The sequence below is a fragment of the Marinobacter sp. C1S70 genome, assembly GCF_000475355.1.
Lineage (GTDB): Bacteria > Pseudomonadota > Gammaproteobacteria > Pseudomonadales > Oleiphilaceae > Marinobacter > Marinobacter nauticus.
In genome coordinates, this window is sequence record NZ_AXBW01000029.1 from 1 (window position 1) to 13,701 (window position 13,701).

The following is a 13,701-nucleotide window of genomic DNA, read 5'->3' on the forward strand; positions in this document are numbered from 1 at the left end:
CAGATACCTTGACAGTTACCGGCGGCATGCTATTATCGATGCAGGCAAGCAACGTTCAATTCCATCACGGTTAGATTTGGAAGAATCATGTTAACCATTGGTAGGATTGTTTATTGTTCATTTTTTTCCCACGTCTATAGTGGAAAGTGTTCGTTTAAACATATATCTGTATCACTTGGAGTGGAAAATGACGACGGAAAAACAACCAACTGAAGCACAATTTGAAGTTATTAAAGCAGTCGCTAACTTTTCGGCAAAACCAATGCGAACCCCTGTATTACGCAACCCAGATGAATATGGCATGGATTATGAGGACTTGTTCTTTCCATCTTTAGACGGCGTCCCTCTTGAGGCTTGGTACATCCCCGCAGCAAAAAAATCTGACCTTTTAATTATTGCAAACCACCCACTGCCAATGAATCGCTATGGTTTAGCAGGACACCTTGATCCTTGGACAGTCATGGATCCAACAGAAATTAATTTTTTATATGAAATAAAACACCTGCACGATGCCGGATACAATATCCTAACGTATGATTTACGTAACCTAGGCCGCAGTGGTACCGGCAACAATGGTGCTTGTGGTGTTGGTCGTTATGAATGGCGAGATTGTATAGGTGCAAAACAATACGTTGATAATCACCCCGAGCTATCAAAAATGAAAGTCGGATTACTAAGCCGTTGCACCGGTGGTAACGCTCAGTATGAAGCGATTTCACGCCATCCAGAATTGTTTGAAAATGTGTCTTGTATGGTGAGTCCACTAGTAGTCTCAATGGAAGCCTTTACTAAAAACTACGCGAACTCTGTTCTTGACGGGGCTGGTGACTTCCCAGAAATACTGGATTTTGAGCAAATCAAAGCTGGCGGTTTAAAAAATGCAGAAATGACACCACACTTATTTGCAAAAGATGTCAAAATGCCAACACTGGTTGTGCAAGTTCGTGGAGACAAGTGGACTGAAGATTCTGATGGTCAGAAAACCTATGAGCTATTGGGCTCTGAAGAGAAAGAATTGTTCTGGATTGAAGGCACAACGAGACGCTGGGTTGGCTACAATTACTTTGGTCAGAATCCAGAAAAATTACTTGGCTGGTTTGATAAGTACATGAAGTAATCTGCTAATTTATGACGTTAACCTGTCAAAGCATGGGTTTGATACTATCTATCAAACCCTTTTCTTTAAGGGAAAATCTATGTCAGTGGCAAGTCTCAATGAAAAGATTAATGATCTTGATGTTGTGGAAATTAAACCCTTAGATTTTGATTTTTTTTGAAAAGTAAGGGAGGTCAATGTCGATTATCGCCCGTTTGCTCGCTCACGCAGTAAAAGTTTTCAAAGTTAGTATTGGACGTTCAAGGACGCTGGCGACGCCATAATGTTCATTAATATAACGTACAAGCCAGATTACTTAGTCATGGTACGAATCTACATTTAGTCAAAAGTCACTCATAACAAAGACGGTATGGCTCGAGATAGGCTGCAATCATTGCGAAAGCGATGCAAGACCGTTCTCGCGAGCAGATGACCAATGATGGTCTGAACTAAGGCCGCCAAATATCAATAACAGAATAGCCTGAATCTTTAGCATCCGTTGGTGTTACGTTGTAGTATCGTTTAAACTCACGGGTGAATTGCGAAGCGTTGTTGTAACCAACCTCCAAAGCTGCTGTACTCACACTGGCACTTTCATGAACAATTAAAGCCCTCGCTTTTGATAGCTTAACTTTCTTGGCGTACTGCATCGGCGACTCCCCCGTTATCTGTTTGAAGCTTCTATGTAGAGATGTTGCACTCATATTAGCCAACTCAGAAAGCTGCTCAATAGTCATCTGCATGTGTGTATTTTTCTTGATAAACTCGATAACTCGGTAAATCCGAAATTGGGGTGAATGATCTTGCGTTAGGGAGAACAATGAGTAGCCATGCACACTTTGAAGCGCTCTAAACAGTAACTCTTTCTTCAACCCTTCGCCAAGAACATTGCACTCAGTTGGATTAAGTAGCACCTCGGCTAACCTACCAATAACTGACTTAATTTGAGGGGTTACTTCCGCTGGCTCTACGCCTGACAGATGAGAAGTTAACGGTCGCGAATGAAAGTCCATATTCTTTGACACCTCCTGTAAGAGGGATATTTCACTTTCAACAAAGAAACCAAATGCAGGCTCTTCCTTACTAGCCACAGTTTTACAAGTAAGTGGGGTTGAGACTGATACGATTAAGAACTGGTCGCGGTTGTAGTAAAATTGCCTGCCTCCAAACAGCCCCCGCTTTTCTCCTTGGCAGATTATAGCTAACCCAGCTCCATAGAGCATAGGATTCAGAGCAATAGATTTCTCAATGTAGAACAGTTTGATACCTGATATATGCGTATCAATAAATGACAACTCCTCGTTAATCGAATATATCTTTTTCAATTTTTCAATTGTGTTTATCTTAAGCATTTGGGGGCCTTAACAGGTAAATATGAAAAAATTATGTCATTTACTGCCCTAATTTTCTATTTTTTCATCAAGTGTTGGTAGCTTTATGTTATAGGCTAGGGGATGTGAACAATTTTTATCATTAGAAGCCTAACCTCTGAAGTTCTATTGTTTAGCAAGCCAGTCGTAAAAATGCGCCACGCCCGCTTCTAAAAACGGTTCTATGGGGCCGTGTTCTTCTTCGCCTGATAAATAAAGTGCACGTCGACCTTTCTCTAACAATAGGCAGGCTTCTTCATCTTCTACGGCTGTTTCCATATAGGCCGCTTTTTCCGCTGCAAAGTAGTCTGGCATATCTTTATAAAGCGCTTTTGGATAATAAAATTCAACGTGGTTTACACATTCGCCGGCACCCTTGGGATAAATCGTGCTGACGACAATAATATCTGGGTACCGAGTATAAGAAATATTAACGCTATGTACTACCCACTGTGTCAGCTGTATTTAAGGCCAGTTGCACGTGTGTCAAATGGGTACTTTTCAGGAATCAGTGAAGTAGTTGTCATCAAGATAGACGCAATATAACTGGTCTTGGGTACTGAAATCCGCAATGAGATATGTGAAAGCCCTTACCTCAACATGTTGCATGTTCAAGTGATGGTCTGTTTTTTGTGCTTCATGCGCCAAAATCGAAGTCGCGTTGAATGATGTAGTCACTGAATGAGGCTGTGGCTGGTGGAGCTCGAAGTGGCGGCATTAGAGAATCGTTTTTTGCTTCAAGAAGAGTCTGCTTGTCAAGGTGCGCCAAAATCTTATGGATAACAGCCGGATCCGTAATACAAGTAATAATTTTGACGTTGGTTTTTTCACAAGCCTCACAGACTGTGATGTCAATATTGAATACTCTTTTTAACCTTTGTGCCCACGACATGCTTCGCGCATGGTATGGTTTATCTGAATCTTTCAGATGCTCTGCTAAGCGAGGGCTATTCTTACCGCGTTGTGAAGCCGTTACCTCGGCACGCACCTTAGCATTGGGAGCAAACACGCCATAAAACCTCGTAAGGTTTAGCCTCGGCACTGGCACCAGTGCCGCGAGCTTGCCTATGAAATCCAAGGGAGTAAAAAAGACATGTGTGGTACCGTCTTGATAGGGAGTTTTCAGTTGATATCTTACTTTTCCTGAATCGGTTAGACTCAATCGTTGCTCGCTTAACGCTGGCCTTGAGATATATCTGCATAGCCTTTCCAGTTTGTCAGTTTGATGGCTGTCTGCAAACACCCCAGCGTGTAAGCTAAAACCGTTTATTTGAGCTAATTGACCGTAATGTTGTTCGTCTTTGGCAGGTAAGGTTTGCAAGGCAAAGACTTTTTTGCCTGTATCTGGTCCTACAGCAATGCGGTAATTGACAGAGGCTGCTTGCAAGGGCAGTAAACTATCTTCGTCATCCATGGGTAAATCGAGAAATGTGTTGTCCATATCCCGTTGAACGAGCCCGGCCTTCTCCAAGTAGGTCGCGATGCGATGGCTAATGACATTCACGAGGGTTTCCATATCATTGTGGTTTGGTGCTTTAACGCACTTGAATTTGGACTGTCCACACTCCTGAGTGATAACGCCTTCCAAAAAGAGCATGTGAAAGTGAATATTGAGATTCAGTGCACTACCAAATCGCTGAATGTAAGTCACCGCTCCTGTGTTTGCTTGCTTCTTAAGATACCCAGCCCGATGCACAATATCGCAAGAAATAGCACGATGAATGATTTGCATGATTTTACTTAAGTGTGAGTTATGGTGATTTCTGGTGTACGGGGAGATAGAAGGATGGCGTATCCTGTTGATTGATTCCGGCAAGAATCACAACCCACAGAGAATGATACGCCATGACCCAGTCTACCCTGAGAGCGCTTTCACAACCAGAAGAACAGGTAACAGATCCGCTGACCGAGTTGTTACGCAGCGGTGCCCGCGAGTTGATCGCACAAGCCGTTGAGGCCGAGCTCCAAGTGCTACTGGAGCAGCATGCTGAGCATCGGCTGCCGGATGGTCGCAAGGCCGTGGTGCGCAATGGCTATTTGCCCGAGCGTACCGTCCAGACCGGCATCGGCAATGTCGAGATCAAGGTCCCCAAGGTCAGGGATCGCAGCGGCTCCGGAGTCCGCTTCAACAGTGCTTTGTTGCCGCCATACCTGAAGCGAGCTCGAAGTGTCGAGGAGCTGCTGCCCTGGCTGTATCTGAAGGGTGTGAGTACCGGCGATTACCAGGATGCACTGGCTGCATTGCTGGGCGATCAGGCCAAGGGGCTGTCCGCCAACACCATCAGCCGGTTGAAGCAGCATTGGATTGACGATCACCGGGAGTGGTGTCAGCGAGATCTGAGCCAAAGCCGCTACGTGTACTGGTGGGCCGACGGCGTATACAGCAACGTGCGCATGGATGACCGCCTCTGCCTGCTGGTGATCATCGGCGTGACGGAGCATGGGCGCAAGGAGCTGGTTGCGGTTGAGGACGGCTACCGCGAGTCGGAGGCCAGTTGGTCAGAACTGCTGTCGGGACTGCGGGCCCGAGGCCTGACGACCAGCCCGAAGCTGGCCATCGGCGACGGCGCTTTGGGCTTCTGGAAAGCACTGGCCAAGTGCTATCCGGACACCCGCCATCAGCGCTGCTGGGTGCACAAGAGCGCGAACATCCTGTCCGCGCTGCCAAAGTCGGTGCAACCGAAAGTCAAGGCGGCGCTGCATGAGATCTGGATGGCGGAGACGCAGGACGAGGCGCACAAGGCATTTGACCGGGCGCTGGTACGCTTTGAGTCGAAGTATCCCGGCGCCATGGAACGGCTGCGCAAGGATCGTGAGGAGCTGCTGGCGTTCTACGACTTCCCGGCAGAACACTGGGTCCATATCCGGACGACCAATCCGATCGAATCGACGTTTTCGACGGTGCGCCTGAGAAGCAAGAGAGCGCGGAACTGCGGCTCCCGAGAGACCACGCTGGCGATGGTCTACAAGCTACTGGAAACCGCGCAGAAGCGCTGGAAACGGATCAAGGGATTTGATCTGCTGGCCCTCGTGGTCAACAACGTGAAATTCAAGGATGGGGAACAAGTACAGGATCAGTCAGGCAGGAACGCCGCCTGAGCCCGTACACCAGATTTGACAATAACTCGCCTATTTATGGTGACCGTTGTTAGGCGATATGCTAGAGATTAAGGCCAGGCAGTATGGCCTTAATGCAAAATGTCTAGACCCTGAATGGGTTTTCGATGTAGAGCTTTGTAAATCTTAATTCAAGGAGTTTCCTGGAATAATCTCTTAAGGTCTAATAAAGTTTTAGTGTGGCCAATTTTGTGTAGTCCGCTTTCAATGAGAGATCGTATAATGTCTTGGATGTCATTATTAAGTTCCTGTTCGGCGCAGAATTGTTTGAGTAAAGCTTCATAAGTTTTTTCATGGTTGCCGAAAAGGACATCTCTGTTAATGACGTGCGTTGATTCAGGTTTAGATGTGTTGATTGATGCCGTTTGGGTATCGCGTAGCGCGAGAACAATGGCGATTCGAGCGAGGACGTTCGGAGTGATCCGTGTTTTTGTTTGCAAGAACTGCAGCCTGTCCCAGGTCTTTTTACTCAACTGAATGCGGGTGGGAAACATTTCAGCTCGCCTCCTTTTGGTGCCAAAAATAACCTTCACGGACGCGAGTCGCTCCGGCTTTTGAATTATATTCGAGCTTATAGGCCCGGGATATGTCGGGTGCGAGATCAGCATAGAATGATTCATCCACCTCAGTGTCTGTAGAGAGCACAATCATCTGGTGGCTTGCGATAGGGAAATAGCCTTCTATCAGCTTGGTTCTGTGCTCGGAGTCTAGCCTCCCTAATGGAGTATCGACGATCATAGGCAGCTGACGTCCGGAGGTTTTTGCAAGCGCCTCAAGAACAGCAATTGCAAATATCTGTTTTTCACCAGCTGAAAGCTCGTCTTTCGCTATCGTCCGCCCGTTACCGGTCAATAGTTCTACGTGGAAGGTCTTTGGGTTGATCCGAATTTGTAGATCCATGTCCTCTTTCCGAGCAAGTTTGGCAAAGCACTCGGTGAACTGGACTTCAAGGTCTCGAACCTTGGCGGTCGCTGTCTGATCGACATAGTCCGTGAGCAAGCCATTGGCGTTGTTGACGTAGTCGATAACTCTCTTTTGGTCGCTCAGCTTCGCAGCAGTTTCGTACAGTCGGTCAAGCCGGCGGGCTATTTCGACGGCTTCATTAGCTGCGTCTTTTCCTTTCGCCCGCGCTGACTCGATTTCAGCATCTAACCTGCCAAGTTTTTGCTGTAGCTGCTGCAAGTTTTCGAAATCAGAGGCAATCAAAGAATCGTCCGGAGCGCGGGCCAGAGATGCGCCAATTTCATCGAGTTCCGCTTCGATGCACTCCAGAGCATCAAACAACTTAATCACGTCCTGCCGTTGTTTACTGGCGTCCTCGAATGCTGAGTATATTTTCCCTGCTTGAGAGGGCGTTAAGTCGTGAACCAAAGTCTGGGATTCGAGGTCTTGATGGGAGTTGCCCAGTTTATCCATCTCAGCGAGCACGATAGCCAAAGAATCGGGTGCCAGCTTTGAATCGAGAGCGTCTTCCAGGTGTGTTCGGTATTCGTTGTGGATTCTGTGTTCCTGCAAAAGCCCCTGAAGCTGGAGGTCTTGCTCAATCTGCTCTTTAGTTCTTCGGCAAAAGTCCTCTGCCAAGGCAATGGGTGCGGCGTCGGATATAAGGCCATTGATGTCGGATATTAAGTTATCTCGCTCGCTTTGGAGCTGACTCAACCTGGCTTCTAGCTGAGCCCGAGATGTGGAGAAATGTCCCCCCCGATCATCGATGTCTTTTTGGAGTCTGTTTGCGCGGTCTTGTAACTCAGCGCGCTGAGCGAGGATGGTTGAGATCTCTTGACGGACGATCTCAACTTGCTTCCGACAGTGCGTCAGTTTGGACTGTTCAGCATCGATTTGTGACTGCATTTCCTGAGCTGACGATCGTTTAGCCAGGTTTCGATTAAGAACAGTGAGATCGCCGGAGAGCCGTTCCACGACGTCAAGCCCGAGTAATTTCTTGATAGACTGTTCGAGGGCTATTCCTCCGGAATCATCAGCTAGTTGGGCGATTTTCTCACCATCAAAAAAGAATAAGTCGGATACACCTGCAGGTATCAGTTCATTCAGAAAATTCTGAGCTTGCTCGTAGCTCAGACCTTTAATAGGCGTATCATTCTCCAAGACAGTGAGTGTTTCCTTAACGCCTTTGCCCTTTCGTTCCCATTCACGCTTAACGTGGTACTGGCTTTCCGTTCCGAGCTTTGCGTAAGTGAATTTGAGCTCAACAGACGAAGAGTTGGCAGAGCGACCAGTCTCTCTTGAGTGATGGATGGCGTCGAGCAGAAACTCATCATAGCGCTTTTGGGAAACTGCACTGCCCAGACACAAACGTCCATAGAGCGCCAACCTTACGCCCAAAAGGATGCTTGTTTTACCCGCGCCATTTAAACCGCCAAAAAGAATGATGGGCCGTGTTTTGGCCGCACGCTTTTCGGGCGTGAGGTTGAAGGAGTTTTTCCCTTCGTAGACTCGAAAGTCGGTAAGCGTAAGCTCTTTAATCAGCATTAGTTCAAAAACTCTGAAAATTCGTCTTTCACTTCCTCAACGTACGATTTGCCACGCTTACGAAAGGAATGGTTGCGCTCATTGATTGCGTCGAGATCCTCCCAATCTCTTTGGAGGATACTCTCCAGGCTGTTCAGTATGCCCCTTCGATTGCCTAGACCCGATACTTGAAGTTCTGCTTCCAGCATCTTGCGAACAAGCGCTGATGGAACACCGTATTTTTCTGCGAGCCTCTCAAGTGTTTCGGAATCTGCTCGTGTAAATGCGCCAGCATCGTCCTCTACCCAGTCAAGGTCCTCTCCATAGACCTCGCGATAAATCCGCGGCAGGGAGTCTTCCCAGTCCGGTTCATTTGGGTCGCGTAGCCATTCTCTTCTTATCATGTGTAACTCGGGGCGAGTAATCAGTTCGATAGACTCACCACTCTCGTTAATCCCCTTCTCAATAGTGAGCAATTCACGGAGGAATTCTTGGCGCTTGGACAGCCAATAGGGGCCCGGAATATGGCGTACTTCTCGCACACTGTCATCACTGATGTCGCCCGAGTTGTAAGAGACCCTTCCTGTTCTTCGCCGAAAGTTGCGATACTCCTCAGAGTTTTCTGGTTGGCGGGACATGTATAGTTTGTTTCTGAACGCCAACAAAGGCTTCATCCAATTGGCACCCGACTCGATAAGGCCATGCAGCGCTTTATCGTCAGTCACAACGGTGCACGTCCAGCACCCGAAACGGCTGTTCCCACACGAGGGCGTACTTTTATCGATTACCAGCGGGCACTCGCCTTGGTTCGACCCTTTGTACAATTCGAGCAACTCTTGGTTTGATCCTCCCCATGGGCATGGGGCACTCATTAGGTACATCCACACTTCGTCTGCGGACCAGCTTTCGATGGGCATATACGTGTAGGCGTTTGGAAGAGAGCTGTGGCGGCTAAGGGCAGAACCATCGATTTTATGTTTCGCGATAACCTGGGCGCGAGACGCACTCTCTTGGCTGCGAGAGCCCAACACTACAACGGCCTCACCAAATTTGGCGACCTTATCGAGAATAAACTCACTCACAGGGTCTATTTTCATTCGCTCTGTACACCAGCGGAACGTCTGATTTGGCGCAGGATAACCACGACCGAGCAAATTCACCCAAAAGGTTTGATCTGTCTTTGGCACAACACTGTGTGCACTGATAGGTAGGCCCTCTTTCGGCGCTGCCTCATTAATCAGCTTTATTACTCTCTTGATCATGTCGACCACGACAGGGGTCTCAACCAAGGTGTCAGACGAGACCACATAAACATGTTTGGTTCGCTTTTCGGCAGGAAGCTGCAGTAGTGCCATGTAGATCAAGGAAAGAACGCAAGTAGAGTCTTTTCCTCCACTGAAGCCAATAATCCAGGGCCGGTCGTCAGAGCAATATATGTTCTGAATTTCGCGCACTAGGTCCACTAGAGGGCGATTGCCAAGAGAAAACTCCTGAATCATGGATAGATGATCCGGGAAAACGAACTGTTCCTGCGCAGTCATGTCTTAAGCGACTCCTCGTATTCCTGCTCGGAAGGGGTGAGAGGAACACTTAATTGCTGTTTGATGTAGTTGCCCGTGAGGACGACGCTACTGCGAGCCTTGCTAATGCGACCGTGATGCATTGCTCGACCTTCCCACTCATTGTTAGCTCGTGCCCAATCAATGTCTTGAAGACCTTGCAGTATCCGGCTCCACTGAGATTTTGGCTTGAACAAAAGGTCGGCGCCTATTTGGCCCATGGCCTGCAGCATGACGCCATGGGCATGAACGTATTGCTCACGGAGCTCGCAGGTCGCTACTTTCTTTTCCAGAGCGAGTTGCCAGTCTCTCATGTTAGCCGCGACTTCATTCCAGTATTCAATTGCCAACTGCTGCTCGTCCTCGCTAACCAGGTCACTCTTCCCTTTCATCAGCAGAGCCTTTGAGGCGTTCTTGATAGCCGACAACGTAAAAAGTTTGCTGCTTCGGTTGGATATGCTGGACCTCTCCATTTCCGTCAGCCGGGAGAATACCTTCACCTCACGAGCAACAACTCGGGCTAGTTCGGATAAGTGATCCCGGTGGTCATAGAGCGTGCTGATAGAGTCGCTTGGCCGGACAGCGTGCTTGTTGAGATCCGCGAACATTTGCTGGCTGCGCTTCAGACCTTCGTCAATAAAGAACAACACAGGGACGTTGTCGTAACCGAGTTCTGGATTTTGTTCAATTGCCTGAACGATGGCCTCACGGCGGTGTTGGCCGTCGTTGATCAGGATTTTTGCATCCATGGGGATCGACAGTAGCCCCAGGTTTTGAGCGATACCTGTGTCGGTACTGGGTTCAAACGAGACCTGACCATCTACAGACGCTGTGATTCCCGAAAGCGTATAGTCCGTTGGGTTGTCGACCAAATAGCTGACAATGTCTGGTATTCGGGTTCGATTCAATACTCGTTGAGCTCTCAGTTCTGGAGGAACCTCCTGCCCATCGAAGATGAAAATTTTTGGTATTAGTCGTAACGGGCACATGGCCACGTAGCAAGGCCGTCCGGACTGAACGCCTCTCGCTGCCGGGAAGGTGTGGGAGAACTCGGCCATGAGGGTCTCCGGGAATGGAAGTTAAAAGTTGGAGTGGAAGTTAATTTACCTAAAACAAACTTCCGGGTCAACGTGGCCAGGGCGAGGTTTCAGATTGGAGAGTTGTCTAAGTTAATGAAATCGTTGAGAGAGTAAGATCTTGGGATTAGTCGTTCGTTAGCAGAGCTTCGCTTCATCACCGTTACCTGCTTGGCCGGTGTCTCGCTGAAACTTACGTGAATTGGCCGGTCTTGGCCATAGAAATACATCCTATCGAATTCGAGGTTTTCCGCGATCCATTGACTGACCTCGAACATGTCCTCATCTTCGACGATAAAGTCCACTGCGGCGCCCCCGCGCATGCAGATGGGGTTGCCTAACCTGTTCAGTTCATGGGATGCGTGCTGATCTAGTTTCGGAGCGATCCTACGCCGTATATTTTTGCTCAGTTCTGACGAGCAAAAGCCATAAGTGAGCTTGATCATGCCGAAATAGTCCACGATAGGATCGATAAGATTATTGGCTAGGTCGAGGAGGGCGGTGTAAGTCTCTGGTTGGAGCGGGTGATTCTCGATTTTAAGCGACTTCTGCGTCTCGCCGCATTCAATCAGGTCGCGATATTTGAAGTATTGGCCGCAGGGATGATCGAGGCTCGGAATTTCAGTACTCCTTGTCAGGCTGTGTCCTTCTATTGCCCATCTCTTGTCGCGCAGCGCGTTCTGGAAATCTCTGTCAGGAGGTCCGAAGCCGCTAAAATCGCCAACTCCCAGTTGTTCAAGCGCTTCATCAAAACGCAATTGTTCGGCATAGTTTTCCTGATCCTCATGCATATACCTGCTCTTCAGGTAGAGGTTGGGAGGGGCAAACTCATCACCGTATTGGTAAACATCGATCCGCTGATTTCTCAAATTAATCTTGGTGCGAACGAGCATTTTCGGAATGGCCTTTCCGAAGAAGTCGTCGTAACTCATGAGGGAAAGCTTCCCGGAACGGATGTGGATTTTGACTAGATCGGCAGAACTTGGGTCTCCGAATAGGCTAGATGCACATGTGATGTAAATTCGGAGGACTGGGGGCAATCTTGGTATTAACTCAGTGTGTAGTTGCAGTGAGTGATCGTCATGCAGCCACCCCAAGCCCTGTTCAGAGGCTTCGATACAAGCAGACAGGATCGCACTCTTATCTAATACTTGAACGAGATGATCTTCTCCGATTGTTTGGGCATTCGCTAGGGTCCCAAAAAAATGTCTGACATCTTCCTTGAGCTTGTCAGGCATAGGGCGTGGGGGAGCGCTCCGGAAGAATCGTAGTTCGGCAAACTGAACAATCAGATCGTGTTTGCGAGCCTGTTCAGCCCTCGCTAATGCTACCGCTCCCTCCTCATTCTTGACGGTCTCAAGAATTCTCAATGCGGCGGGATAGGAGTCCAGAAATCTCCGAATGTCATTGAGGTTTTCGATCTCGCTCGGCCTGGGTTTTCTGCCAAAATCTAGCCAGGTGCTCCACAACTTTTCGAAAATATCCTTGTTGTTTTCATACTTCCGTAGACTAGCCGGTGCCCGGGGCTCAGGTTTCTGGCTGTTTAGCGGTCTCTTCGCTCGAAGTAGTCGAGGGCGGCTTCGTTTAACGCTTTTTCTAGCCAGGAAGTCAGCCTTCGCTGCATCCGTCTTGAAAGCGTAAAAAATCCCCGGAGCTATTGGAACAGGCTCTGTTCTGAGCACTGATTCAATGTAAGTTGCCAGCTCGCCTTGTGAAAAATACTTTTGGAAGGTGTTTCGTGAGGTGCGCACACCATCCCTGAAAGGCAGGCCACCCCGAGCATTTGCGTTCTCTAGCATCGCAGATACGATTAAGATCTCTGACGCAAGTTCATAGGCACTGGTCAGGACGAGGTGACGTTCCTCCGGCACCTCGATGACATTAATTACGAACCCTAGATTGACGATGTCTGCTGTTTTCTTTTCTGCATTGGGAGAATAATAAGGATCCCATCCGGCTACGTTAATATTGCTATCTTTTAGGAGCTGAACATCGTTGCCCTTGCCGCACCCGTAGTCAAAGACTGACCTCGTCTGATCAAGGTACCCATATCGCGCAAGGCTTTGCATCGGTGCCGATAGTTGCGTTCGAGTGAGGGCAGTTAAATGTCGGTGAATTTCTGACCCGCTTTCGATGGCTGACAGGTTCTCTGTAGTTTCATTGGCTAGAGGCACCAGGGCGTGCTCGGAAACCTCATAGCCTTTTAGCTCCAAGAGGCGGTTCCAATCCTGTAGAAAACCTATTCTGGTTGTATCGTCGAATAAACCGATACTCTCAGCCTCTTTGGTCAGCTCCAAAAACCGTTGAGAATCTGGGTGAGAGGATGGCAGCAGAAGTTCTTTGCGGTGAAGGATGGGGGGATTATTTGACTCTGAATAAACTCTGTATCGGCACTGCCCTGTATTGAGGTTAACCTTCCATGATTGTTCGAGAATCGGGAAAGCTTCCTCAAAAAAAGTTGGATAGTTCAGGAAAGATATTTCGGGAGCACTTTCTCGGATCTTAATGACGTTGTACTGGGCTCCTGGAGTAATCCTGGCCTCGGCTTTGCGCACAGCTCTGCGGCTTTCGTCGTCAAGTTCAGAAAGCGCGGAGGTATGTAGATACCTGTAATCAGCGATCTTCTTGCCAATAAACCTGTTTGATTTTTCCACGGGGGCTGAACCGAATGTGCCGACACCTATTCTATTAATGGACTAGCGTACACCAGAGGGTGATGAATCTGGAGCCAAGTCGGTCGGAAGAATTGCTGGTATTGGTCCGGGTGATGAATTATGTCATTAGTACTCCATCGTCCGAGCCAGTGATATTAGAGGCTTGATTTTGTTCGAAAGAGCAAGCCCCACGATTTCCGGAGTTCCAACCTCCTCTTCGGTCAAGGTCAGGCCTTCGACGTATGGCTGTATAGTCTGTTCCCAGGACTTGTTGCTTCTATCTCGGTGCACCCTGAGAGCATTCACTTGCTGTTCAATGAATGGATCAATGAACTTATCTTTGGGCAGAAATCGCCTGGC

Annotated in this window: 10 protein-coding genes; 2 read left to right on the top strand and 8 right to left on the bottom strand. The window is 48.3% G+C overall.

Annotated features, from left to right (window positions below; translation table 11 throughout):
* Nucleotides 1–187 precede the first annotated feature (187 nt).
* On the top strand, nt 188–1,117 hold the full coding sequence (locus Q669_RS09720) for an alpha/beta hydrolase family protein (RefSeq protein ID WP_052000799.1): 930 nt from the start codon (nt 188–190) through the stop codon (nt 1,115–1,117).
* Between the two features lie 428 nt (nt 1,118–1,545).
* On the opposite strand, the gene Q669_RS09725 is transcribed toward Q669_RS09720, so the two are convergent.
* The 3 genes from Q669_RS09725 to Q669_RS09730 all read right to left on the bottom strand — a co-directional run bounded on the left by Q669_RS09725 (nt 1,546) and on the right by Q669_RS09730 (nt 4,198).
* Complete coding sequence (locus Q669_RS09725) at nt 1,546–2,448, bottom strand: AraC family transcriptional regulator (RefSeq protein ID WP_022992086.1); 903 nt, start codon at nt 2,446–2,448, stop codon at nt 1,546–1,548.
* A 144-nt stretch (nt 2,449–2,592) separates the two neighbouring features.
* The gene (locus tag Q669_RS19305) at nt 2,593–2,931 is read right to left on the bottom strand and encodes an RHO alpha subunit C-terminal catalytic domain-containing protein (RefSeq protein WP_319802657.1); all 339 of its coding nucleotides are present in this window, start codon (nt 2,929–2,931) and stop codon (nt 2,593–2,595) included.
* Nucleotides 2,932–3,103: 172 nt separating this feature from the next.
* Complete coding sequence (locus Q669_RS09730) at nt 3,104–4,198, bottom strand: IS91 family transposase (RefSeq protein WP_022992087.1); 1,095 nt, start codon at nt 4,196–4,198, stop codon at nt 3,104–3,106.
* Nucleotides 4,199–4,311: 113 nt separating this feature from the next.
* Here Q669_RS09730 and Q669_RS09735 point away from each other — a divergent pair, with 113 nt between their 5' ends.
* Nucleotides 4,312–5,565 carry an IS256 family transposase gene (locus tag Q669_RS09735; RefSeq protein ID WP_022992088.1) on the top strand — a complete coding sequence of 418 codons (1,254 nt, stop codon included), beginning with the start codon at nt 4,312–4,314 and terminating at the stop codon, nt 5,563–5,565.
* A 149-nt stretch (nt 5,566–5,714) separates the two neighbouring features.
* Here the strand turns inward: Q669_RS09735 and Q669_RS09740 are convergent, their stop codons facing one another.
* The 5 genes from Q669_RS09740 to Q669_RS09760 all read right to left on the bottom strand — a co-directional run bounded on the left by Q669_RS09740 (nt 5,715) and on the right by Q669_RS09760 (nt 13,341).
* Nucleotides 5,715–6,077, bottom strand: coding sequence for a DndE family protein (locus Q669_RS09740; RefSeq protein WP_022992089.1), 363 nt, complete (start codon nt 6,075–6,077; stop codon nt 5,715–5,717).
* A 1-nt stretch (nt 6,078) separates the two neighbouring features.
* Entirely contained in the window at nt 6,079–8,073 is a 1,995-nt protein-coding gene (gene dndD, locus Q669_RS09745; RefSeq protein WP_022992090.1) for a DNA sulfur modification protein DndD, read from the bottom strand.
* Nucleotides 8,073–9,593, bottom strand: coding sequence for a DNA phosphorothioation system sulfurtransferase DndC (gene dndC, locus Q669_RS09750; RefSeq protein ID WP_022992091.1), 1,521 nt, complete (start codon nt 9,591–9,593; stop codon nt 8,073–8,075). Before dndC ends, dndD begins: the two co-directional genes overlap by 1 nt.
* Complete coding sequence (dndB, locus tag Q669_RS09755) at nt 9,590–10,669, bottom strand: DNA sulfur modification protein DndB (RefSeq protein ID WP_022992092.1); 1,080 nt, start codon at nt 10,667–10,669, stop codon at nt 9,590–9,592. Before dndB ends, dndC begins: the two co-directional genes overlap by 4 nt.
* Before the next feature lie 89 nt (nt 10,670–10,758).
* Nucleotides 10,759–13,341: a DNA phosphorothioation-associated putative methyltransferase gene (locus Q669_RS09760; RefSeq protein ID WP_022992093.1), complete on the bottom strand. Its 2,583-nt coding sequence runs from the start codon at nt 13,339–13,341 to the stop codon at nt 10,759–10,761.
* Between the last annotated feature and the right edge of the window lie 360 nt (nt 13,342–13,701).

What these genes read in the sequence shown, in the direction of transcription:
- Q669_RS09720 (WP_052000799.1), top strand. Translation starts at nt 188, where the DNA reads ATGACGACGGAAAAACAACCAACTGAAGCACAATTTGAAGTTATTAAA.
- Q669_RS09725 (WP_022992086.1), bottom strand. Translation starts at nt 2,448, where the DNA reads ATGCTTAAGATAAACACAATTGAAAAATTGAAAAAGATATATTCGATT.
- Q669_RS09730 (WP_022992087.1), bottom strand. Translation starts at nt 4,198, where the DNA reads ATGCAAATCATTCATCGTGCTATTTCTTGCGATATTGTGCATCGGGCT.
- Q669_RS09735 (WP_022992088.1), top strand. Translation starts at nt 4,312, where the DNA reads ATGACCCAGTCTACCCTGAGAGCGCTTTCACAACCAGAAGAACAGGTA.
- Q669_RS09740 (WP_022992089.1), bottom strand. Translation starts at nt 6,077, where the DNA reads ATGTTTCCCACCCGCATTCAGTTGAGTAAAAAGACCTGGGACAGGCTG.
- dndD (WP_022992090.1), bottom strand. Translation starts at nt 8,073, where the DNA reads ATGCTGATTAAAGAGCTTACGCTTACCGACTTTCGAGTCTACGAAGGG.
- dndC (WP_022992091.1), bottom strand. Translation starts at nt 9,593, where the DNA reads ATGACTGCGCAGGAACAGTTCGTTTTCCCGGATCATCTATCCATGATT.
- dndB (WP_022992092.1), bottom strand. Translation starts at nt 10,669, where the DNA reads ATGGCCGAGTTCTCCCACACCTTCCCGGCAGCGAGAGGCGTTCAGTCC.